Below are 22,245 nucleotides of genomic sequence, written 5' to 3'. Positions count from 1 at the left end.
GTTGTTCTTCCAGTAGTACCTGATCGGCTGTTACCCATAACAACAAAAACAACCCAAGCCAGATACCCGAGGAGGCAGCATGGCCACCTACCACGCCAGTGCGTCAGAACCCGGCGCTGATACATCACTGGGCATCCCCCGGCGCTACGCCTGGATCGTCTTTGCCCTGACCTTCGGTTTGTTGATCTCCGACTACATGTCGCGGCAAGTGCTGAATGCCGTGTTCCCCCTGCTGAAGCAGGAGTGGCAGCTCAGCGACAGCCAGCTCGGCCTGCTCAGTGGCATCGTCGCCTTGATGGTCGGCCTGCTGACCTTTCCGCTGTCCTTGCTCGCCGACCGCATCGGCCGGATCAAGAGCCTGACCTTCATGGCGGTGATGTGGAGCCTGGCCACGCTGGGCTGCGCTGTCGCCGAGAACTACCAGCAGATGTTCATCGCGCGCTTTCTGGTCGGCGTCGGCGAGGCCGCTTACGGCAGCGTCGGCATCGCCGTGGTGGTGGCGGTGTTCCCGCGCGAGATGCGCGCCACCCTGGCCGGCTCGTTCATGGCCGGTGGCATGTTCGGCTCGGTGCTGGGCATGGCGTTGGGCGGCGTGATGGCCCAGCACCTGGGCTGGCGCTGGGCGTTTGCCGGCATGGCGTTCTTTGGCCTGGCCCTGGCGGTGCTCTACCCGTTGATCGTGCGTGAGGCGCGCATTGCCCCGAGGGGCCTGGCCGATGCCGCCGACAAGGCTGCGCTGAAGGCATTGCGGCCGTTGCGCACGCTGTATTCCAGCCGTTCGGTCATCAGCGCCTACGTGGGCAGCGGCTTGCAGCTGTTCGTCGGCGGCACGGTGATCGTCTGGTTCCCCAGTTACCTGAACCGTTACTACGCCATGAGCACCGACCAGGCCGGCGCGGTGGCGGCGCTCATCGTGCTGTGCAGTGGGGTGGGCATCGTGCTGTGCGGCATGCTGTGCGACCGCATGGGGCGCAACCGCCCTGATCGCAAGATCAGCCTGGCCATCGCCTATTGCCTGGGCAGTTGCGTGCTGCTGTCGGTGGCCTTCGCCTTGCCGGCGGGCATGCCGCAACTGGTGCTCATCTGCCTGGGCATGATGATAGCCGCCGGCACCAATGGCCCGTCCAGCGCCATGGTCGCCAACCTGACCCACTACACGGTGCATGGCACTGCCTTCGCCACCCTGACCTTGAGCAACAACTTGCTCGGCCTGGCCACCGGCCCGTTGATCACCGGCAAGGTGTCCGACCTGATCGGCTTGCAGGCCGCCTTTGAACTGGTGCCGTTGATCAGCATCGCCGCCGCGGCGGTGTTCTTCTACGCCAAGCGCCACTACCACCGTGACATGGCGCGCCTGGACCTGGGCGAAAGCATGCCAGCGCCTGTCGAGCCTGTACTGGAGGCCCGAACGTGAACCCTTCATTGTCGATTGATGTGTACGTCGATTTCATCTGCCCGTGGTGCCTGATCGGCAAGCGGCAATTGCAGCGTGCGTTGGCGCAATTGCGCGAAGCGCGGCCAGAGGTCGTGATCAACCTGGCTTGGCAGGGCGTGCAGTTGTTGCCCGACCTGCCTGTGGCCGGCCAGCCGTTCGCCGCGTTCTACCGGCGCCGCCTGGGCAGTGACGAGGCGGTGCGCCAACGCCAGGCCCAGGTACAGGAGGCCGCCAGTGCGGTAGGTGAACAGCTCGATTTCAGCCGCATTGCGCGCATGCCCAACACTGCAGACGCCCATCGCTTGCTGTTGCATGCTGCCGACCTGGGCAGCGAGCAGCAGCTCGAAGCGCTGCTGGAGCGGCTGTTTGCAGCGTATTTCCGGCTGGGCGAAGACCTGGGCGACCGCGCCACGCTGTTGCGTATTGCCGAGCAGTGCGGTTTTGCGCCTGCCGCGCTGGCCGGCAGCCTGCGCGGCGATGGCCGGCCGTTTGCCAGTGCCAGCGCGAACATCGCCAGCCGGGGTGTGCCGTGTTTCGTGTTCGACGATCATCTGCCCGTGTTCGGTGCGCAGCCGCCAGAGGCGTTGCTCGACGCCATGCAACTGGCGCTGTCGCGTTCGGCAGCAGCGGGGGCCGGCGCATGACGCAGCGTATCGAGGTGCCGGCCCAGCGCGTGCCCACGGTCGGCGGGCGCGCGTTGTTCGAGCATGCAGGCAAAAGCCTGGCGCTGTTCAATATCGCCGGGCGTTTGCTGGCCATTGACGACAACTGCCCGCACCAAGGGTCGTCGCTGTGCGCCGGCCAGCTGGACGGTGGTGTGATCCAGTGCCGGGCCCATGGCCTGCGCTTTGACCTGGCCAGCGGCTACCTGCTCAATTCCACGGCGCTCAAGGTGGCCAGCTACCCCGTGGAGGTGGAGGGTGACCGGGTGTTCATCGTGATGGCCTGCCAGGAGACCCTGTCATGAACAGCCTGGCGCTTGCCCAGGCGATGGAGGCCAGGATGCCCTCGGCTTTTTAGGTTTCTTCACGGAATGTTGGGGAAGTGGGGCTGGTAGGTGCTTGTCGGGAGATAGGATGATGGCGGCTAGGTGCCTGTCTTCGCTTTGGAGGTGGGGCGGAGATCGAGCGCCGCCCGCGCGGCGCATCGCGACGCAAGGCCGCTCCTACATCTGTTTCGGGCCAGTTATGCCTGTGACAAAAGCGCGCGACCGCCTTGTTTGTTCGACGCAACATTGAGGCGGGCACCAAGGGGCCGCGCGCAAATGCCTCAGGAATAATTGGCCCGAAACAGATGTAGGAGCGGCCTTGCGTCGCGATGCGCCGCGCGGGCGGCGCTGGATCTGATAAGGGCTGAAAATGCCAAGCCAGGCACCTGGTGGCCCCAAATACAATCTCCAGGCATCCACAACTCCCACTACACCAGGCGCTCAACGCGTGGTGACAGGCCCTTGCGCGGCGCTGCGGGCGCGTTTGTGCGGCGTGTGCAGGTCATGCTGCACACGCCAGGTGGCCGGTGGCTGGCCGAACTGGTTGATGAACCAGCGGGTGAATGAACTGTGCATGGAATAGCCAAGCATGTCGGCGATACGCCCCAGTGAATAGCCGGGGCTTTCCAGGTAGCGCAGCACCAGGTCGCGACGCACGCTGTTGACCAGCTCGCTGAAGGTGGCGCCATCCTCTTCCAGGCGGCGCTGCAAGGTGCGCACGTTCATGCCCTGGGTCTGGGCGATGTGCTCGATGGTGGCGCGGCCCATCGGCATCAGCAGAAAGATCGATTTGCGCACCTCGTGCACCAGCGAAGGGTTGCCGTCATCCTGCAGGGCACACACGTAGCGTTGGGCCAGCCGCGCCATGGCTTCGTTGGCCTGTGGGTTGGTCGTGTCCAGGTCGGCGGCGGAACAGACGATGCCATTGAAGTCGCTGTTGAACTCCAGCTTGCAGCCGAAGATGCGGCGGTGGATGGCCAGGTCGGCGGGGGCAGCGTGAGTGAAATTGGCGCTGACCGGGTGCCAGTGCGCGCCCAGCAACGCCGAGCAGAAGCGGTGCATGACACCAATGGCCAGCTCGATGGCCTGGCGGCTGTGCATGGGCTGCTCGGTGATGACTTCCTGGCGAATGATCACCGTCTTGCCGGTTTCTTCGACGTGAATCGCCAGGGCATTGTTGAGCACATGGCGATATTGCACGATCACCTGCAGCGCATCGCGCAGCGAATGCTGGTGGCTGATCAGCAGGCTGACTTCACCAAAATCCGACAACTGGCGCAGTTCGGCCATGCGCAGGCCGAAGGCTTCGCAGCCGCTCAGGCGCGCCGACTCTTCGAGCACGTTGATGGCAGCAGCGACTGGAATGCGCTGGTCGGGGGCTTCGAGCAATGAAGCGCTGAGGCCAGCCTGGGCCAGCAGCCCATGGCCATTGAGGCCCAGATGGCGGGAGACTTCCAGGTAATTGGTCAGCGAAGCAGCACGGGCGAGCACGGTCATATTTGTTGTTTTCCACGTGTTCTTGATGGGCGTCCCGCTGCGCTGGCGGGTAGTCACTTATAGCGTTTGTGTCATCGGATGCAAAGCCATTTTCAGACCGCTGGTCCCACTCACCAAGGGCGTGCGGGCCGCCATGCCAACTGTGTCATCAACTGAAAAATGGCTGACGCGCAATGTAAAGCGTGTGCCGGAACGACGCTTTACTCTGGCCCTCAAGCAGTCGGCAATCGACCGAGTGATCCAGAGCAAAGGGCCCTGACATGGAAAAACTGCAAACCGCCGCTACCGTGCTGATCGTTCCCGGTCTGCGCGACCATGTGGCAGAACATTGGCAAACCCTGTTGCAGGCTCGCCTGGCCAAGGTGCGTGCCGTGCTGCCGCTGACAACCGACACGCTCAGTTGCACGGCGCGGGTCGAGGCGATCGAGCGTGAACTGGCCGCAATCGATGGCCCGGTGATCCTGGTCGCGCACAGTGCCGGTGTGCTGATGGTGGTGCACTGGGCCGCACGTTATCAGCGCCCGATCAAGGGCGCCTTGCTCGCCGCCCCCCCTGACCTGCAAAGCGACTGGCCGCAAGGCTACCCCAGCCCTGACAGCCTGCGCGCCCACGGCTGGGCGCCGCTGCCGGGCGGCCCGCTGCCTTTCCCAAGCCTGCTGGCGGCAAGCAGCAATGACCACCTGGCCAGCCCCGCCGCAGTGGCCGGCATGGCCGCGCAGTGGGGCAGCGAGCTGGTCGAGCTCGGTGCCGTCGGCCACCTCAACCCTGCCTCGGGCTACGGCCCATGGCCCCACGCCGAGGCCCTGATCCGGCAACTCGATTACTAGGGCGCATCTATCACCCAAGCAGAGACTCACCCAAGCAGAGACATCGCATGAACAACAATAAGAACGTTCTCTTCTGCCTTCCCCGCTTTAACCTCATGGCCACGCTGCTGCTGATCGCCGGTGCACCCGCTGCCCAGGCATTTCAGCTGGACATCGCCGACCCCGACTGGAGCGTGCGCTTCGACAACACCGCCAAGCTGAGCTATGGCCAGCGGGTCGAAGGCGAAAACGCCAAGGTCGCCCGCACCTCCAATCTCAATGACGGCGACAAGAATTTCAGTGTGGGTAGCGCGGTTACCCAGCGCCTGGACCTGCTCACCGAGCTGGATATCGTCTATCAGGGCAGCATGGGCATGCGCGTCAGCGCCGCCAGCTGGTACGACCATGCTTATGACGACGTCGGCTCGAACAGCAACCCGTTCCCCGGCCAGCAGGGCAATGCCGGCAACCTGGTGCTGGCGCGCCCGGCCGCAGGCTTGCCGGCGGGCACCGTGTTGGCCGGCGGCCCGGCGCGTCATCATGGCCTGAGCCGTTACAGCGACCGTTACTACAATGGGCCGTCCGGCGAGTTTCTCGATGCCTTCGTCTTCTACAACACCGAGATCGGCGACGAGTCGATGTTGAGTGGCAAGCTTGGCTGGCACTCAGTGTACTGGGGCGAGACATTGTTCAACGCCGCCAACGGCATCAACTATGGCCAGTCGGCACTGGACCTGGCCAAGCTGTACAACGTGCCGGGCACCGAAACCAAAGAGCTGTTCCTGCCGCGCAAGCAGCTGTCGTTGAGCTTCACGGTCAACCCCGAGCTGACGGTGGCGGCGCAGTACTTCCTCGAGTTCGACAACTCGCGCCTGCCCGAAGGCGGTACCTACATGGGCGCCTACGACATGCTCGGCGAGGGTGGCGATATCTTCTGGCTGCCGGTGCCCAATGCCGTTGGCGGGGCCGGTGCGTTCTACGGTGCACCCCGCGGGCATGACATCCGGCCACGCAACGCGGGCGACTTCGGCCTGATGGCCAAGTGGAGCCCGGAATGGCTCGACGGCACCCTGGGCTTCTACTACCGCAACACTTCCGACCCGACCCCGGCCGTGCTGATCAATGCGCCCAACCTGCACACCGGCAGCCTGGACGGTACCAGCTATATGGCGGCCTACGCCGACGACATCGATATCTACGGCATCAGCCTGGCGAAGAACGTCGGGCCGGTGAGTGTCGGGCTGGACGTCAACTACCGCGAGAACATGCCGCTGATCAGCAACTTCACCACCATCAACGGGCCGCTGTACCAGGCCTTGGTGGGCACGGCGGGCGGCACCAACCTGATCGGCGAGGTGCCGGGCAACGGCGAGACCGGCCTGGCCCGCGGCAAGACCTTGCATGTGGTGCTCAACGGCCTGGTCACGTTCGGTGCCACGCCACTGTGGGACGCCTCGTCGCTGGCGGTGGAGGGCGCCATGACCCACCTGGTCAGCGTCGACAAGGGTGAGCAGACCTTCAAGGGTGATTCCAGCTACGAGGGTGTCGACAAGGTCACCACCAACGCCTACACCCTGGCGGTCAACTTCACGCCGACCTGGTTCCAGGCGCTGCCTGGGGTCGATATCTCCATGCCGCTGTCCTACAACGTCGGCCTCAAGGGCAACTCTGCCGTGCAACTGGGCGGCAACGAGGATTCGGGCAGCTACTCGGTGGGCATCGCCGCCGATGTCTACCAGAAGTACAAGTTCGACCTGAAGTATGTCGACTCCTTCGGCAAGTTCGATACCTGCGAAACCGGTACCGACAACAACACCCCAGGCACCAACGGGCGCTACCAGTGCATCCCCGGCCAGATTACCTCGCAGGCAGGCCTGGCGCCGTTGTTGAAGGACCGCGGCATGGTCACCGCATCGTTCAAGACCACCTTCTGAAACGCCACTACAACAACAAGCGGAGAAACGCGATGAAGCATCTCAACAGCCTGCTGTGCGCCTCGCTGGCGGTCATCTTCGCCGGGCATGCCCACGCGGGCGCACCGGCCCAGGACGTCGCCCGGCTGGGCAAGGACCTGACCGTGGTGGGGGCCGACCAGGCGGGCAACGCCGACGGCTCCATCCCGCCCTACGAGGGCGGCCTGAACACCCCGCCTGCCGGTTTCAAGCAAGGCGATACCCTGCGGCCTGACCCCTACACGGCGGAAAAGCCACTACTGGTGATCGATGGCAAGAACGTCGAGCAGTATCAGGGCTCGCTGACCGCCACCACGGTGGAGCTGGCCAAGCGCTTCCCCACCTTCCGCATCGAGGTCTACCCGAGCCACCGTACGGCGGCATTGCCCAAGGCGCTGCTGGACAACACCCTGAAAAATGCCGCCAACGCCAAGTCGCTAGAGGATGGCCTGGCCATCGAGAATGTGTTGCCTGGCGTGCCGTTCCCCATCCCGCAGTCGGGCGCCGAAGCCATGTGGAACCACCTGCTGCGCTACCAGGGCGTAGCGCAGAAGGCCAAGTACGATTCGTGGAACGTCGACGCAGCCGGTGTGGCAGCCCTGGCCACCACGGGCCTGGCCTACAACGCCTACCCGATCTACGAGGACCTGAACAAGGTCATCGGAGCCAAGGACATCTATTTCCAGACCAAGCTGTACTTCGAAGGCCCGGCACGCCGTGCCGGTGAGTCGATGATGCTCAAGGATGCCGCCAACCCTCTGGTGCAGGAACGCCGCGCCTGGCAGTACCTGCCGGGCCAGCGCCGGGTGAAGTTGGCACCGAACCTGGCTTACGACACGCCAAACCCCGGTACGGCCGGCTCCGGTACCTTCGATGATGTGTATGTGTTCAACGGTGCGCTGGACCGCTATGACTGGCACCTGGTGGGCAAGCGCGAAATGTACGTGCCGTACAACACCTACCGGTTGACCTACATTCACGACCCGAAAAGCCTGACCACGCCCAACCACCTGGCGCCAGACCAGGTGCGCTGGGAGAAGCACCGGGTCTGGGTGGTCGAGGGCACCCTCAAGGGCAATGCCCGGCACATCTATGCCAAACGCCGCTTCTACCTGGACGAGGACAGCTGGTTCGCCCTGGCGTCCGACCAGTACGACGCCCGAGGCCAGTTGTATCGCGGCTCCTACAGCTTCTTCACGCAGAGCTACGACGTGCAGATCCCCAACAACAACCCGCATGTGGTCTACGACCTGGTCGGCGGCAGCTACAACATCAACGGCCTGATCGGCCCGCACGGTGGTATCGAGTACATCAGCCCTCTGTCCAAGGCGCAGTGGTCGCCCGAAGCCCTCGCCGGCGCCGGTATTCGCTGACCCCCGACGATCAACCTGCCGGCCGCGCCAGAAGGGCAGCCGGCAGAGTCTGCAGAGGATGTGGCATGGCTTGTTCAAGAAAATGGGCGCCCTGGGCGCTGGCGTTGGCCATGGCTGTGGCTGGCGTTCAAGGCCCGGCGCGGGCGGCTGGGTATGTCGATGTGCTGGACTTGCCGGCCAAGCCGAGTGCGCTGGCGGTGCTCAGCCCCTTGCGCGATGTGACGCGGGCGGGGGATCGGCTGGTGGCGGTGGGGCCGCGTGGGCACATCGTGTATTCCGACAACCAGGGCCAGGACTGGCACCAGGCCAGTGTGCCGGTCAGTGCCGACCTCAACGCCCTGGTGTTTGCGAATGCGCGCGAAGGCTGGGCGGTGGGCAACGATGGCGTGGTCCTGCACAGCCGCGACGGGGGGGCGAGTTGGGCCCGGCAGCTTGACGGCCGGCAGATCGGCACGCTGGTCGAGGCGCATTACCAGGCCTTGGCCAAGGCGCATCCGGACGACCCCCAATGGCCGGCATTTGCCGCCGAAGGCCAGCGGCTGGTGGAGGAGGGCGCCGACAAACCCTTGCTTGGCGTGTGGTTCGTCGACGCCCGGCACGGTTACGTAGTGGGCGTGTTCAACCTGATCCTGCGCACCGACGACGGCGGCAACAGCTGGGTGCCGATGCAGGACCGCACCGACAACCCGCAAGGCCTGCACCTCAATGCCATCCATGCAATCGGTGATGAGCTGTACGTGGCCGGTGAACAGGGCTTGCTGCTCAAGTGGCAGGCTGGGCAACAGCGTTTCGTCAGCTTGCCCAGCCCCTACCAAGGGACCTGGTTCGGGGTGCTCGGTAAACCCGGCGAAGTGCTTGCGTATGGCCTGCGTGGCCATGTGGCGCGCAGCAGTGACGGCGGGCAGAGCTGGGCCCGGGTGAACACGGGGGTTACGCAAAGCATCACGGCTGCCAGCATCGACAGCAACGGCGACTACTGGTTGTTCAGCCAGGCCGGCCAGGTACTGCGCAGCCGCGACGGCGGCCTGAGTTTTGCCGTGCAGCCGCAGGTGCCGCCGGCGCCGGTGACCGCTGCGGTGCAGGCCCGCAGCAACGGCACCGTACTGGTGGGTGAACGCGGTGTACGCGTGCTGCCGGCCCGATAACAACCCCAAGCATTCGAAGAGAACTCGTGATGGCCAACATCAAGCAAGACACCCTGCCGGTGATCCGCGACCTGAAGGATTTCGATCCCCGCTCCGGCAACCTGCTGGAGCGCATGGTCTTCAACTACCGCCCGCTGTTCATGCTGTTCATGGTGCTGGTCACGGGGGTATTGGGCTACCTGGCGCTGACCCGCCTGGAGTTGCGGCCCAGTTTCGAGAAAATGATCCCGCAGAGCCAACCCTACATCCAGAACTACCTGGACAACCGCAAATCGCTGCGCGGCCTGGGCAACTCGGTGCGGGTGGTGGTGGAGAACACCCAGGGCGACATTTTCGACCCTGAGTACTTGACTGTGCTCAAGCAGATCAACGACGAGCTGTTTCTCGCCCAGGGCGTGGACCGCGCCTGGATGAAGTCGTTGTGGAGCCCCGGGGTGCGCTGGACCGAAGTCACCGAGGAGGGCTTTCAGGGCGGCACGGTGATGCCCGACGACTACCAGGGCAAGCCGGCCGACATCGAGCAGCTGCGGCAGAACATCAACCGTGCCGGCATCGTCGGCAGCCTGGTGGCGACCGACTTCAAGTCGAGCATGCTGGTGGTGCCGCTGCTCGACCACGACCTGGCCACCGGCCGCGGCATCGACTACCGGCAGTTCTCGCAGATGCTCGAACAGCAACTGCGCGACAAGTACGAGTACGCCGGCGACAGCAAGGCGCGCAGGGCAGGCGAGGAGGGCCACGGCAAGTACAAGGTGCGGGTCATCGGTTTTGCCAAGCTGATGGGCGACCTGAGCGACGGGCTGGTCCAGGTGATGATGTTCTTCGCCTTGGCGGTGGGCACGTCGCTGCTGATCATCTACCTGTATACCCGCTGTGTGCGCAGTACCTTGCTGGTGGTGTGCTGTTCGCTGGCGGCGGTGGTGTGGCAACTGGGTATCGTCGGCTGGCTGGGGTATGCCATCGACCCTTATTCGATCCTGGTGCCGTTTCTGATCTTCGCCATCGGCGTCTCGCATGCGGCGCAGAAGATGAACGGCATCATGCAGGACATCGGCCGCGGCACGCACAGGCAGGTAGCCGCGCGCTACACCTTCCGGCGCCTGTTCGTGGCCGGGGTCACCGCGCTGCTGGCCGACGCCGTGGGCTTTGCCGTGCTGATGCTGATCGACATCCCGGTGATCAAGGACCTGGCGATCACCGCGAGCATTGGGGTTGCGGTACTGATCTTCACCTCGTTGCTGTTGATACCGGTGGCGCTGTCGTATGTCGGCGTGGGCCGCAAGGCCGCCGAGCGCGCCCTGCGCATCGACCGCCGCGCCGCCGAGCACCGCGGCTTCGGCAAGCTGTGGGATGCGCTCGACCGCTTCACCACGCGCAAGTGGGCGACCGGCGCGGTGCTGGTGGCCGTGCTGATGGGCGCAGTTGGTTTCTGGGCAAGCCTGCAGCTGAAGATCGGCGACCTCGACAGCGGCGCGCCGGAGCTGCGCGCCGACTCGCGCTACAACCGCGACAACGCCTACATCACCCGCCACTACGCACTGTCCAGCGACCTGTTTGCGGTGATGATCAAGACCCCACCCGAAGGCTGCCTGAGCTACCAGACGCTGATGCTCGCCGACCGCCTGGCCTGGGAGCTGCAGCAGTACCCGGGCGTGCAGACCACCGTTTCGTTGGTCAACGCCGTGCGCCAGATCACCGCAGGCTCGTTCGAGGGCAACCCGAAGATGAGCAGCCTGCAGCGCAACCAAGACATGCTCAACTATGCCGCCCAACAAGCGTCGGTCAACGCCCCGGAGCTGTTCAACAACGACTGTTCGCTGATGCCGGTGATCGCCTACCTCAAGGACCACAAGGCCCAGACCCTCGACGATGTGGTGGCTATCGCCGACCGCTTTGCCCGCGAAAACAGCACCCCAGAGCGCCAGTTCATGCTTGCGGCCGGTAGCGCCGGCATCGAGGCGGCAACCAATATCGTGGTCCGTGACGCCAACCGCACCATGCTGCTGTTCGTCTACCTGGCGGTCACGCTGTTTTGCCTGATCACCTTCCGCAGCTGGCGAGCGACCTTGGTGGCGCTGTTGCCGCTGGTGCTGACCTCGGTGCTGTGCGAGGCCTTGATGGTGGCGATGGGCATTGGCGTGAAAGTGGCCACGTTGCCGGTCATCGCCCTGGGTGTCGGCATTGGCGTGGACTACGCCTTGTACCTGCTCAGCGTGCAGTTGCACTACCAGCGCCAGGGCCGCTCGTTGGGCGAGGCCTACCAGAACGCCGTGGCCTTCACCGGCCGGGTGGTCGGCCTGGTCGGCATCACGCTGGCGGCGGGCGTGGTCGGTTGGGCGTGGTCGCCGATCAAGTTCCAGGCCGACATGGGCATCCTGCTGACCTTCATGTTCCTGTGGAACATGCTGGGTGCCCTGGTGCTGATCCCGGCGTTGTCGTACTTCCTGCTGCCGGACAAGCGCTTTGTTGCCGCCGAGCCCGAGACGTGTGCTGCGCCGACGCCACCTGACGAGCGCGTGTGCCAACCCCAGGCGCCCACGCGGATGAGCGCGTGAGTGCCCTTTAGTCGAACCGAACACGAATAACTGGAAGCTACCTACATGGCCAAGACAAAAATAATGCCGCCGGCAGCCGGTGCCTATGCCTACCCCCTGCTGATCAAACGCCTGCTGATGTCAGGGGTACGCCACCAGCCGGAACAGCAGATCGTCTACGCCGACAAGCTGCGCTACACCTACCGCGACCTCGACCAGCGGGTCCGGCGCCTGGCCAATGCGCTGCGTGCGGCCGGGGTGCAGGCCGGGGATACCGTGGCGCTACTGGATTGGGACAGCCACCGCTCGCTCGAGTGTTTCTTTGCCGTGCCGATGCTGGGTGCGGTGTTGCACACGGTGAACGTGCGCCTGTCCCCCGAGCAGGTTGCCTACACCATGAACCACGCCGAAGACGACCTGGTGCTGGTGCATGACGACTTCGTGCCGCTGCTGGAGCAGATTCACGGTCAGCTGGGGACCGTGCGCGGCTACGTGCAGCTTACGGACGCGCAGGCGCCGGCCACTTCGTTGCCCGTGCTGGGCGAGTACGAAGCGCTGCTGGCCGCCGCCAGCCCTGAAGCCGAGTTCGACGACTTCGACGAGCATTCGGTGGCGACGCTGTTCTACACCACCGGCACCACGGGCAACCCCAAAGGGGTGTACTTCTCCCACCGCCAGTTGGTGCTGCACACCCTCAACGAGCTGGGCACCTTCGCCGCCTACGATGGCCAGCCGCTGTTACGGTCCAGCGACGTGTACATGCCCATCACGCCGATGTTCCATGTGCACGCATGGGGCGTGCCTTACGTGGCCACGATGCTGGGGGTCAAGCAGGTGTACCCCGGGCGCTACGAGGCGAACACCCTGGTGCGGTTGTACCGCGACGAAGGGGTGACGTTCTCCCACTGCGTGCCCACCCTGTTGCAGATGATGCTGGACTGCGAGCAAGGCCAGCACACCGATTTCAGCCGCTGGAAGATCCTGCTCGGTGGCAGCGCGTTGACCCACGGCCTGGCCCGCCAGGCCAGCGAGCGTGGCATGTTGATCTACAGTGGCTACGGGATGTCCGAGACCTGCCCGCTGCTGACCCTGACCCACTTGCGCGAAGCCGACCTGGCCTTGCCCATGGCCGAGCAGGTCGCGCAGCGGATCAGAACCGGCGCCCCCGTGGCGATGGTTGACCTGCGCATCGTCGATGCCCAGGGTAACGCCATGCCCCACGACGGTGAGTCGCTGGGTGAAATCGTGGTGCGCTCACCCTGGTTGACCCAGGGCTACCTGCACGAGCCGCAGAAAGGCGCCGAACTGTGGCAGGACGGCTGGCTGCACACCGGTGACATGGGCTCGATCGACCGCCACGGGGTGTTGGAGATCAAGGACCGGATCAAGGACGTGATCAAGACCGGCGGGGAGTGGATCAGCTCGTTGACCCTGGAAAACCTGATCAGCCAGCATGCGGCGGTCAGCGCCGTGGCGGTGGTCGGCATCCCTGACGAGCAGTGGGGCGAGCGGCCTATCGCCCTGGTGGTGCGTGCATCAGACGGCAGCCTTGACCAGCCGATGCTCGAGGCGCACCTGAAGCAGTTCGTCGACTGCGGGCAGATCAACAAGTGGGCGATTCCGCGACAGGTGCATTTCGTTGCCGATATCCCCAAGACCAGCATTGGCAAGATCAACAAGAAGCTGATTCGCGAGATGCACATGGGGGCTTGAGGCGCCGTTGCAGGCGGTGCTGCCTTCAAGGTGGCGCCGTCGGCGTATCCGCAAGCCTCTGTAGCAATGTTGCAAAGCCCGTTATGATGCGCGCCATGCGAGCCCATGACTTCCTAGCTGTGATGACCTGTTCATGGGCACGTTCTGCATTGGCCTAAGAGTACCTGCACAGTGAATATCAGGCGGATCGAGTGCTTTCTTGCAGTGGTCGATCTAGGCACCGTGACCGCGGCCTCTCATAAACTGCACCTGGCTCAGCCAGCGCTGAGCCGTCAGATCCAGACCCTGGAGCAGGAGCTGGGCCTGCAGCTGTTCGAGCACCATCGCAACCGCTTGGCCCTGACTGCTGCGGGCCATACCCTGGTGCCGCTGGCGCGGCAGTTGCTGGAGAAGGCGCGCAGTATCCGCATTGCCGCGCAAAGCCTGGCCAGCGGCCAACTGCGCGACCTGCGCATCGCCGCCACGCCTGCCACCATCAGTGAGTTGATCGCGCCATTCATCACTACGCTGGGCAGGGACGACCCGATGATCCTCACCGTGGATGCGCCTCATGCCGATCTGCTTGAGCGCTTTCATCAAGGCATGGACATGGTGGTTACACCCAGCGCCCTCGACAGCGACCTGCGTAGCCTTTACCTGGGACGGGCGCCCTTGCGCGCCTATGTCTGGGCAGCGCACCCATGGGCGCTCGAAGGGCGCAGCGAGATAGCCTTGGCCGAGCTGCTGCAACACGACTTGCTGCTGCTCGGCAGCCAGAACATCAGCCGCATCCAGCTGGACCTGGCGGTGGCTCGTGCAGGGCTGGCTTACCGTGGGGTGAGCGAATGTGGCCACGCCACTGTGTTGCAAGCGCTGTGCGCAGCCGGGCGCGGCATTGGTATCGTGACCGACCTGCCGCGCTTCGGTGCGTACAGCCTGCGGGTCATTGACCCGCTACCCAGCCCTGCGCAACCTTACCTGGGCATTGACCTGCACGCCGGTTGGAGCGCTGAACATTACTGCCCGCAAGCCCTGGAGGCCATCGCCTTGCGGCTGGCAGGCTTTCTGCAATGCATCGATTAAGCGCCGGGCACGGTGGCCAGCCTCACCTGCTGTGGCGCGCGCGCGATGCCAGACACGACACCCCAATAGAAGCATGCCAGCGACAACACCAGAACCAAGGCCTGGTCCCACGGCGCCGGCATGAGCCCGCTGCCACCGAAGTTGCCAAGGCAGCTGATCAGCATCAAGCCCAGGAAGTAGGCGACGATCCAGGCGCTTGAGCGCAGCTGCTGGGCAAAGCCAACCCCCGCGACTTGTCTGCCTCGGGCCACCAGGCAATAGACCAGCATCAATAGCAGGAACGCGCCGAGCATCCACGACAGGGTCTTCCAGCCCACCCAATAGAAGATGAACGTTGCACTCACGAATGCCAGTGGCGCGATCAGGCCGATGCCGCGGATCCGATAAGGCCTCGGCAGGTCGGGCGCGTTGAGGCGCAGGGTCATCACGCAGATGGGTAGCAGCGTGAACAGCATCACCCCAGCTGCCGAGTTCACCTGCACCAAGGCCTCCCAGGAGGGAAACGGCAACGTCCAGAACAGCGCCATGAACAGCGACAGCCACAGGGCCAGCCGGGGGACGCCGGTGTTGGCGTCCAGTGCGGTGAAGCGTTTGAAGAACGTGCCATTGCGCGCCCATGCATACACCTGTCGTGCGGTTGCCGCCAGGTACACGTTGCCGGTGCCGGCGGGTGAGATCAGGGCATCGGCCATGATCACTTTGACCAGCCATGCCAGGCCCAGCATGCTGGCCAGGTCGGCGAATGGCGTACTCATCTGCAGGGCGCCCCAGCCTTGGTTCAGCATTGCACTGGGCACCGCCCCGATGAAGGTCACTTGCAGCAGCACATACACCAGCGTGGTGATCAGCAACGAGAAGAAGATCGCCAGGGTAATGGTGCGCGAGGGGTTCCTGACCTCGGCGCTGAACATCACGATGTTCTGGAACCCGCCAAAGGCAAAGATCAGCCCCGCAGTGGAAACGGCGGCGGTGATACCGCTGACGCCGTTTGGCGCGAACGCATGGGCGGTGAAATTGCTGGGTTCGAAATGCAAGGCCAAGGTCACGATCACCACCGCCGGCACCCCCAGCTTGATGACGGTTACCAGCGAATTGGCCTTGCCGAACGACTTGACCCCGAAGTAGTTGATCAGGAAGAACACCCCGATCAAGCCGGCCTGGAACCACCAGCCGAGCAGGGTGGGTTCTGCACCGCCCAGCGCGGGCAGCCAGGCGCTGGCGTAGGTGCGCACCGCCACGGCCTCGAGCCCGGCCACGCACGAGTACATGATGAACGCCGCAAAGCTGACGATAAACCCGATCAGAGGCCCGTGGGTCATGGCCGGGTATCGGACCAACCCGCCGGTCTTGGGCAGCGCACTGCCCAGTTCGGCCAGGGTCATGGCGATGAAGAAACTGGCGAATGCAGCGATCAGCCAGGAAATCCAGGCGGCCGGACCGGCGATCTTCACCGCCAGTAGCGATGAAAACAGCCAGCTTGAGCCAATCATTGACCCGACGCCGATCAGGGTCAGGTCGAGCAGCCCCAGGTTGCGCTTGAAGGTAGCCGTATTGCTCATGGATGCCCCACTGTTTGGAATATGTTGTTCTTGTTGGCGACGCAGGCAAAGCGCTGATTGTCGGCGACCGGGCACGTGGGCCTCGGTCGCACGTGTGCCGGAAGTCAGGCAACCTTGTGCAGGCTGCGCGTTGCCCGGCCATCTTTGGTCAGGCTGTACAGGTCCTTGGGGTCGGGCAGTTCAGGGACCAGTTCGATGCTGCTGCCAAGGCCTTCCTGGCTGCTCAGCTCGTAGAGCAGGCGCAGGGCCGAGTAGTCCTCAAGGGCGAAGCCCACCGAATCGAACACGGTGATCTCGTCCTTGCTCGTGCGACCGTGACGGTCATTGGCGATCAGGGTCCACAGTTCGGTAACCGGAAAATCACCGGGCAGTTGCTGGATATCGCCTTCGATACGCGTCTGTTGCTCGTACTCGACGAACACCGTGCCTTGGCGCAGCACCTGCGGGTCAAGCTCGGTCTTGCCGGGGCAGTCGCCGCCCACGGCGTTGATGTGCATGCCTGGCGCCACCATGTCCGAGGTGAGGATGGTGGCCAGGCATTTGTCGGCGGTTACCGTGGTGATGATATCCGCGCCGTGCACGGCCGCCTCGGCCGATTCACAGGCAACCACCTCAAGGCCTGGATAGTCCTTGAGGTTGTGCAGCAGCTTTTGCGTGGCGCGAGGGTCCACATCGAAACACTGCACCCGTTGAATACCCAGCAGGGTGTGAAACGCGATGGCCTGGAACTCGCTCTGGCAGCCATTGCCGATCAAGGCCATCACCTTCGCGTCGTCACGGGCCAGGTACCTGGCCGCCAGTGCTGAAGTGGCAGCGGTGCGGATTGCAGTGGTCAGGGTCAGTTCCGAGAGCAGCAGCGGGTAGCCGGTGGCGACATCGGCCAGCACGCCGAAGGCCATGACCGTGGACAAGTTGTGCTCGATGTTGCCTGGATGGCCATTGACGTACTTGAAGGCATAACGCCCGGCATCGGCGATGGGCATCAGTTCGATGACGCCGACATCGCTATGGTTGGCCAGCCGTGCAGACTTGTCGAAGGCCTGCCATCGACGGAAATCATCTTCGATGTAGTCGGTCAGGCGGCGCAGCAGGGTATCGACCCCATGACCGGACAAGTACTCGCTGAGGTCTGAAACGCTGATGAATCGGGTCATGATGTCAAAGGCTCTTGTTGCTGAAGGATTGTTGCTTGTTCCACAGTGCGGGCGTGAACACCCCGCAGTGGCGTTCGATGTCTGCTGCCAGTTGCAGGCAGCGCTCGTCTTCCAGGGGGGCGCCGATCAGTTGCACACCTTGCGGTACGTCTGCCTGCACGTCGGTCGGCACGGCAACCGCTGGAAAACCCAGCAGGTTCACCAAGTACAGCGCGCGTTGGGCCTCAAGCAGCGCTTCGAGCTGCGCCGGGGCGCCAAGGTCGTAGTTGTCCGCGAACGGCGCCTGGGCCGAGACCGGCATCAGCACGGCGTCGTAGGCCTGCAGCCACAGGTTCCATTGGCGACGGATCAGGTTGCGCAGGCGCAAGTCGCGCAGCAGCTGACCGGCATCGGAGGCACCGAAGTGGGCATTCATGCCGTTGACCACCTCGTTGATCTGCGCTGAGCCATGGCGTGCGACACCCTCTACGAACAATGCAGTGGATTCGGCGGCGACCAATCGCCCCCAAAGCATCGCGCCTTCCAGGGCCAGTGGCGGGCGAACCTGTTCTACCTGGTGCCCGGACTCGGTCAGCGCCAGGCACGCGGTGGCTATGGCACGTTCCACTGCCGGGCTGACACCGCTGTCGAACGGGTCGATGCAGCAGGCCACGCGCATGGGGCGATCGATGCGCCCGGCGTTGCGCCCGGCGCGCCAGTCCGGGTCGAGGGCGGCGGGCTGGCTCATCGACGCAAACGCCAGTTGCAAGTCCTGCACATTGCGCGCGATCGGACCCTGCACCGAAAACAGTTGGGAAATCGGCGGGCGGCCCTGTTCACAGGCGGGCGAACCGTTCGCGATGCGGCCCATGGACGGGCGCAAGGTGGTCACGCCACAGCAGTACGCCGGGTAGCGCAGCGAGCCGCCCATATCGTTGCCATGGGCGATACAGCCAATGCCTGACGCCACGGCCGCCGCTGCGCCACCTGACGAGCCACCCGGCGTCAGCGCCGCGTTCCAGGGGTTGGAGGTGGCACCGTGCAGCGGGTTGTCAGTGAACCAGCGGGTGCTGAACTCCGGCGTGTTGGTCTGGCCAATGATGATCGCCCCATCCTTGCGCAGGTTGGCCACTACGGGTGCGTCGTGTTCGCAGCGTTGCGCGGCCAGGGCGGGAACCCCATCGGAGTTGGCGTAGCCTGCCTGGTCGACATTGATCTTTACCGTGACCGGCACGCCGAACAGTGGCGGCAGCGTGTCACCGGCGCGGCGCTGCTGGTCCATCCGCCGAGCCTGCGCGAGGCTTTGTTCGTAGTTGCGGGTGACCACAGCGTTGATGCTGGGGTTGATCGCCTCGCAGCGATCGATGTGCTGCGTGACGACTTCTGTGCAGCTGACTTCACCTGCCGCGATCCGTGCACGCGTTTCGGTGGCACTCCACTTCCAGATTTGCATTGTTCATCTCTCTGATCAAAGCTGCGCGGCGCGGCACCCGGGGTGATAGCGCGCGCGTAGCGGGTGGGCTTGAAGCAAACTCAACGCACGGCCTGGCGCGCTTGGGCGTAGGCCGGGTAGGCCAGCACAAACTCGACGTGGGCGCGTACACCGGTGCTCAGCGTGGCTTCATCCACAGTGAACGACGGGCTGTGGTTGACCGGTGCGCTGCTCATGTCCTGGCCGGCAGGGGTGGCACCCAGCAGCACGAACAGGCTGGGCACCTGGGTGGCATAGTGGGCGAAGTCTTCGCTGGCGGAGAATGTGTAATCCAGCCGCGCTGCCTTGCCATCGGAGGCGCGCTGCAGCGCCGTAACCATTGCCTGGGTCAGCGCTGGGTCGTTCATCAGCACGGGGGCGTATTCCGACAGCTCCACCTTGGGGGCCACCCCGTGGGCGAGGGCGATGTGCTCCACCAGGTTTGGCAAGTCGCCGAGCAGGGTCTTGCGGATGTCGTTGTTGCTGGTGCGGAGGGTGCCCAGCATCGTCAGGTCCTGCGGGATGACATTCGGCGCAGTGCCACCGTGAATGCTGCCGATGGTGACAGCTGCCATGCCTTGGGTCAGGTCTGCCCGGCGGCTTACCAGGGTTTGCAAGCTGGTGACCACCTGCGCTGCGGCGACTACCGGGTCCTTGCTCTTCCACGGCATCGAGCCGTGGGCCTGCACACCTTGCAGCGATATACGCACCCCATCGGCGCTGTTCATGGTCGCGCCGGGGCGGTAGCGCAGCTCACCGGTCGGGATGCCAGCCACCACATGCAGGCCGAACAGCGCCTCGATCGGCGGGTCGGTCAGCACGCCTTCGGCGATCATCTTGCGTGCCCCCACCTCGGCACCCTGGGTGAAATTGTCGATGTCCGCGCCACCTTCTTCAGCCGGCTGGAAGATGAACACCACGGTCCCGGCCACCTGTTCGCGATGCTCGGCCAGTAACCGTGCCGCCCCGAGCAGCATGGCCGTGTGGGCATCGTGGCCACAGGCATGCATGACTGGGGATGATTTGCCCTGGTACTGGGCAACCGTGTTGCTGGCAAACGGCAGGCCGGTCTGTTCCTGCACGGGCAAAGCATCCATGTCGGCACGCAAGCCCATGACCGGCCCAGGCTTACCGCCCTTGAGCACGCCGACCACGCCGGTACGGGCAATGCCGGTGCGCACCTCGATGCCCAGTTCACGTAGCTGCTTGGCAACCAGCTGGGCCGTTTGGAACTCCTGGTTGCCCAGCTCCGGATGCTGGTGAATCTGTCGCCGGATCCGCACGACCTCGTCCTCGACCTTCAAGGCAGCGTGCTTTACCCAGGTGCCATCAGGCATGCTGGCCCAGGCCTGCACGCTTGGCGCGCCTAGCAGGGAGCCGATCAGTACGGCAAACAAGGGTTTCATGGAGGTTCTCCTTAGAAGGGGGGCGTTGCTGCAGCGCTCAGAAGAGCTTCACTGGCAGGTTGACGATGAGGCGGAACTCTTCGAGATTGCCTTCGATCTGGTTGCGGCTCGCGCGATGCCAGGCGTTGCCGGTGAGGACGCTGAGGTTCTTCATGCGCCCGGACTGCACCACGTAGTTGAGAAAGGCGCCCACTTCGTAGTGGCTCTCGCCGTTTTGGCTCGACGCCCAGCCGTAGGCTGCGTTGGCGCCGCCGTCGTAAGCGGTGCCGTCGATGTTCCAGCCCTTGATGTACCAGAGGATGGTTTTCAGGCCGGGCACGCCGTAGGCGGTGAAGTCATTGGTGTACTTGACTTGAAACGAACGCTCGTTGGGGCCGTTGTAGTAAGAGAGCATGGTGTTGGGCAGTGAAATGGCGTTGGATTCGCCGACATAATCGAAGTACTCGTCCCCGACCACCTGCTGCAGCCCGAACTTCACCGAGTGGTTGAGGTAACGCTGGGTCAGGCTCAGGCCGTAGACCTGTTGGTCGATTGCCCCGGCCAGTTCACGCCCGCTGGAACGGGTGTGATACAGGTCGGCCTGCACTTCGCTAGCCCAGGCAGCGTTCCACTCGTGGCGGGAGTTGAAGCCCAGATAGGCGCGGTCCCATATGGCATCGAAGCGGGAAAGATAGAGGCTGGCCGTTGCTGCCGTGTTCAGGTTGTAATCGCCGCCGGCATAGGCAACCCAATCGCTTTCAACCTTGCGCGTGGTCATGGTCGACGTCAGGTCTTCGCTGCCTGCGCCGGTGCGTGGCGTGGCCCGGTCGAAGTAGCCCGCCTTGAGCGTCAGTGCGCCGAGGTCGTGGCTTTCCAGCGACACGCCGTCGAACGACGCAGGTAAGGTCCGGGTGTCCGCATAGTCCATGACGGGGGTGCGTACCTGCTGCCTGCCGACCTTGATCACGGTTTGGCCGGCCTTGAGTTTGGCCGCTGCGATACCGACCTTGCCCCAGTCGTCGACCACATCGCCGTCGCGCTCCACGAGCAGCCTGCTGCTGCCGCCGGCTGCCGCCAACCCACTGCGTTCAAGCGCTACCGCGCCATACAGCGACAGGTCGATACCCAGGCCAACCGGGCCTTGGGTATAGCCTGAGACGAAATCGAGCCTGGCGCCTTGCAACCAAGCCGTACGGTCGTTGACCGGCTTCGCGCTTCCTTTGTCTGGAGCCAGGAAATAGGTGCTTTTATGGCCTGTCTCATGGGAGTACCAATGGCGCAGGTTCATGGTCAGCGAACTGTCTTCGAGCAAGCCTGGCTGGGCCTTGCCCATAACCGGGGAGAGGGAGAAAAAAGTCGCAAGGGTGCCGGCAAGCCAGCGAGCGTTAGCCTGTTTGTTAAGCATCGGTGAGTGCCTGTTAGTTATTTTTGTGGCAGGGCGCAACAGGGAGGGGCGGGCTAGGAACATGTGTGCACATGCAAGGCCGCCGGGTGAGGGGAAGACTAAAACGGCATAACTATGCCGTCTAATACCGATATTCTTCTATTACCATGCTGTTACGGCATACAGGTTGGTACCTAGGGGGCAGAGTCGCCGCGTACCTGTGCGCGCCTCAATCCAGGGTAGGTACGAATACTCCCGTCTTCACATTGCTCATCGAGACCAGCGTCTTGAACCGCTTCACGTTGTTGCTCTGAAAAAACAGTTCACGCGTGAGCTGCGTGTACTGCTCCATGTCGCGCACCAGCAGGATCAGCACAAAGTCGCACTCGCCGGCGACATAAAAGCACTGCTGCACCTGCGGGCAGGCCAGAAAGGTCTTTTTCATGGCGTCGAGTAAATCCAGTCGCTCGTTCTCGAATTCCACCTGGGCGATGACCGTGAGTGTGTAGCCAAGCTTTTGCGCATCTACCTGTGCAACGGTGCCGCGAATGACGCCATCCTCGGTCATCTTTTTCAGCCGCCTGTTTACCGCTGCGGAGGAGAGATTGACCTGGCTGCCAAGGTCCAGTTGTGAAGTACCAGCGTCGCGCTGCACCGCGTCGAGCAAGGCCAGGTCGAAGTGATCGAGGGGCATGGTGAATAGTCCGTAATGGAAAGGGTGTGGAGTGATGTAAATCGTAATAGAAGTTCATGTCTTCACTGAAAATCAAGATTCTAGTGCGCAGCAGCTGAATAGAATTTCTCCATA

17 protein-coding genes are annotated in these 22,245 nt (G+C 63.8%); 10 read left to right on the top strand and 7 right to left on the bottom strand.

Features of this window, described 5'->3' with window-relative positions; all coding sequences use genetic code 11:
* Positions 1–79 precede the first annotated feature (79 nt).
* Genes PC358_RS07330 through PC358_RS07320 form a run of 3 tightly spaced genes read left to right on the top strand, consistent with a single transcriptional unit; the run spans position 80 to position 2,402 of the window.
* Positions 80–1,414, top strand: a complete 1,335-nt coding sequence (locus PC358_RS07330; RefSeq protein WP_033698549.1) for an MFS transporter — start codon at positions 80–82, stop codon at positions 1,412–1,414.
* Positions 1,411–2,079 (top strand): DsbA family oxidoreductase, encoded by a 669-nt coding sequence (locus tag PC358_RS07325; protein ID WP_033698547.1) that lies wholly within the window; start codon positions 1,411–1,413, stop codon positions 2,077–2,079. The genes PC358_RS07330 and PC358_RS07325 overlap by 4 nt, the downstream gene beginning before the upstream one ends.
* Positions 2,076–2,402, top strand: a complete 327-nt coding sequence (locus PC358_RS07320; protein ID WP_033698544.1) for a Rieske (2Fe-2S) protein — start codon at positions 2,076–2,078, stop codon at positions 2,400–2,402. Before PC358_RS07325 ends, PC358_RS07320 begins: the two co-directional genes overlap by 4 nt.
* 462 nt (positions 2,403–2,864) lie before the next feature.
* On the opposite strand, the gene PC358_RS07315 is transcribed toward PC358_RS07320, so the two are convergent.
* A complete protein-coding gene (locus PC358_RS07315) occupies positions 2,865–3,920 on the bottom strand; it encodes an AraC family transcriptional regulator (RefSeq protein WP_033698543.1) in 1,056 nt (351 codons plus the stop codon).
* Positions 3,921–4,180: 260 nt separating this feature from the next.
* Between PC358_RS07315 and PC358_RS07310 the strand changes: the two genes are divergently transcribed.
* The 7 genes from PC358_RS07310 to PC358_RS07280 all read left to right on the top strand — a co-directional run bounded on the left by PC358_RS07310 (position 4,181) and on the right by PC358_RS07280 (position 14,505).
* A complete protein-coding gene (locus tag PC358_RS07310; RefSeq protein ID WP_033698542.1) occupies positions 4,181–4,747 on the top strand; it encodes an RBBP9/YdeN family alpha/beta hydrolase in 567 nt (188 codons plus the stop codon).
* A gap of 47 nt (positions 4,748–4,794) precedes the next feature.
* Complete coding sequence (locus PC358_RS07305) at positions 4,795–6,660, top strand: DUF1302 domain-containing protein (RefSeq protein ID WP_033698541.1); 1,866 nt, start codon at positions 4,795–4,797, stop codon at positions 6,658–6,660.
* 32 nt (positions 6,661–6,692) lie between these two features.
* Complete coding sequence (locus tag PC358_RS07300) at positions 6,693–8,051, top strand: DUF1329 domain-containing protein (protein WP_033698539.1); 1,359 nt, start codon at positions 6,693–6,695, stop codon at positions 8,049–8,051.
* Between the two features lie 65 nt (positions 8,052–8,116).
* On the top strand, positions 8,117–9,196 hold the full coding sequence (locus PC358_RS07295) for a WD40/YVTN/BNR-like repeat-containing protein (RefSeq protein WP_033698538.1): 1,080 nt from the start codon (positions 8,117–8,119) through the stop codon (positions 9,194–9,196).
* Positions 9,197–9,225: 29 nt separating this feature from the next.
* The gene (locus PC358_RS07290) at positions 9,226–11,751 is read left to right on the top strand and encodes an efflux RND transporter permease subunit (protein WP_033698536.1); all 2,526 of its coding nucleotides are present in this window, start codon (positions 9,226–9,228) and stop codon (positions 11,749–11,751) included.
* A gap of 45 nt (positions 11,752–11,796) precedes the next feature.
* Positions 11,797–13,443, top strand: coding sequence for a fatty acid--CoA ligase (locus PC358_RS07285; RefSeq protein WP_033698535.1), 1,647 nt, complete (start codon positions 11,797–11,799; stop codon positions 13,441–13,443).
* Positions 13,444–13,614: 171 nt separating this feature from the next.
* A complete protein-coding gene (locus PC358_RS07280) occupies positions 13,615–14,505 on the top strand; it encodes a LysR family transcriptional regulator (RefSeq protein WP_077068455.1) in 891 nt (296 codons plus the stop codon).
* Here PC358_RS07280 and PC358_RS07275 read toward each other — a convergent pair.
* The 6 genes from PC358_RS07275 to PC358_RS07250 all read right to left on the bottom strand — a co-directional run bounded on the left by PC358_RS07275 (position 14,502) and on the right by PC358_RS07250 (position 22,131).
* Entirely contained in the window at positions 14,502–16,064 is a 1,563-nt protein-coding gene (locus PC358_RS07275) for an APC family permease (protein WP_050506075.1), read from the bottom strand. The genes PC358_RS07280 and PC358_RS07275 overlap by 4 nt on opposite strands.
* Before the next feature lie 104 nt (positions 16,065–16,168).
* On the bottom strand, positions 16,169–17,218 hold the full coding sequence (locus PC358_RS07270; RefSeq protein ID WP_033698531.1) for an ornithine cyclodeaminase: 1,050 nt from the start codon (positions 17,216–17,218) through the stop codon (positions 16,169–16,171).
* A 4-nt stretch (positions 17,219–17,222) separates the two neighbouring features.
* The gene (locus tag PC358_RS07265) at positions 17,223–18,650 is read right to left on the bottom strand and encodes an amidase (protein ID WP_033698530.1); all 1,428 of its coding nucleotides are present in this window, start codon (positions 18,648–18,650) and stop codon (positions 17,223–17,225) included.
* 80 nt (positions 18,651–18,730) lie between these two features.
* Positions 18,731–20,074 carry an amidohydrolase gene (locus PC358_RS07260; RefSeq protein WP_050506074.1) on the bottom strand — a complete coding sequence of 448 codons (1,344 nt, stop codon included), beginning with the start codon at positions 20,072–20,074 and terminating at the stop codon, positions 18,731–18,733.
* 37 nt (positions 20,075–20,111) lie between these two features.
* On the bottom strand, positions 20,112–21,458 hold the full coding sequence (locus PC358_RS07255; RefSeq protein WP_033698528.1) for an OprD family outer membrane porin: 1,347 nt from the start codon (positions 21,456–21,458) through the stop codon (positions 20,112–20,114).
* A 208-nt stretch (positions 21,459–21,666) separates the two neighbouring features.
* Positions 21,667–22,131 (bottom strand): Lrp/AsnC family transcriptional regulator, encoded by a 465-nt coding sequence (locus PC358_RS07250; protein ID WP_033698527.1) that lies wholly within the window; start codon positions 22,129–22,131, stop codon positions 21,667–21,669.
* Between the last annotated feature and the right edge of the window lie 114 nt (positions 22,132–22,245).

The sequence above is a fragment of the Pseudomonas capeferrum genome (assembly GCF_000731675.1).
Lineage (GTDB): Bacteria > Pseudomonadota > Gammaproteobacteria > Pseudomonadales > Pseudomonadaceae > Aquipseudomonas > Aquipseudomonas capeferrum.
Note: the sequence above shows the minus strand (reverse complement) of the source record. Positions and strands in the feature narration are given on the sequence as shown.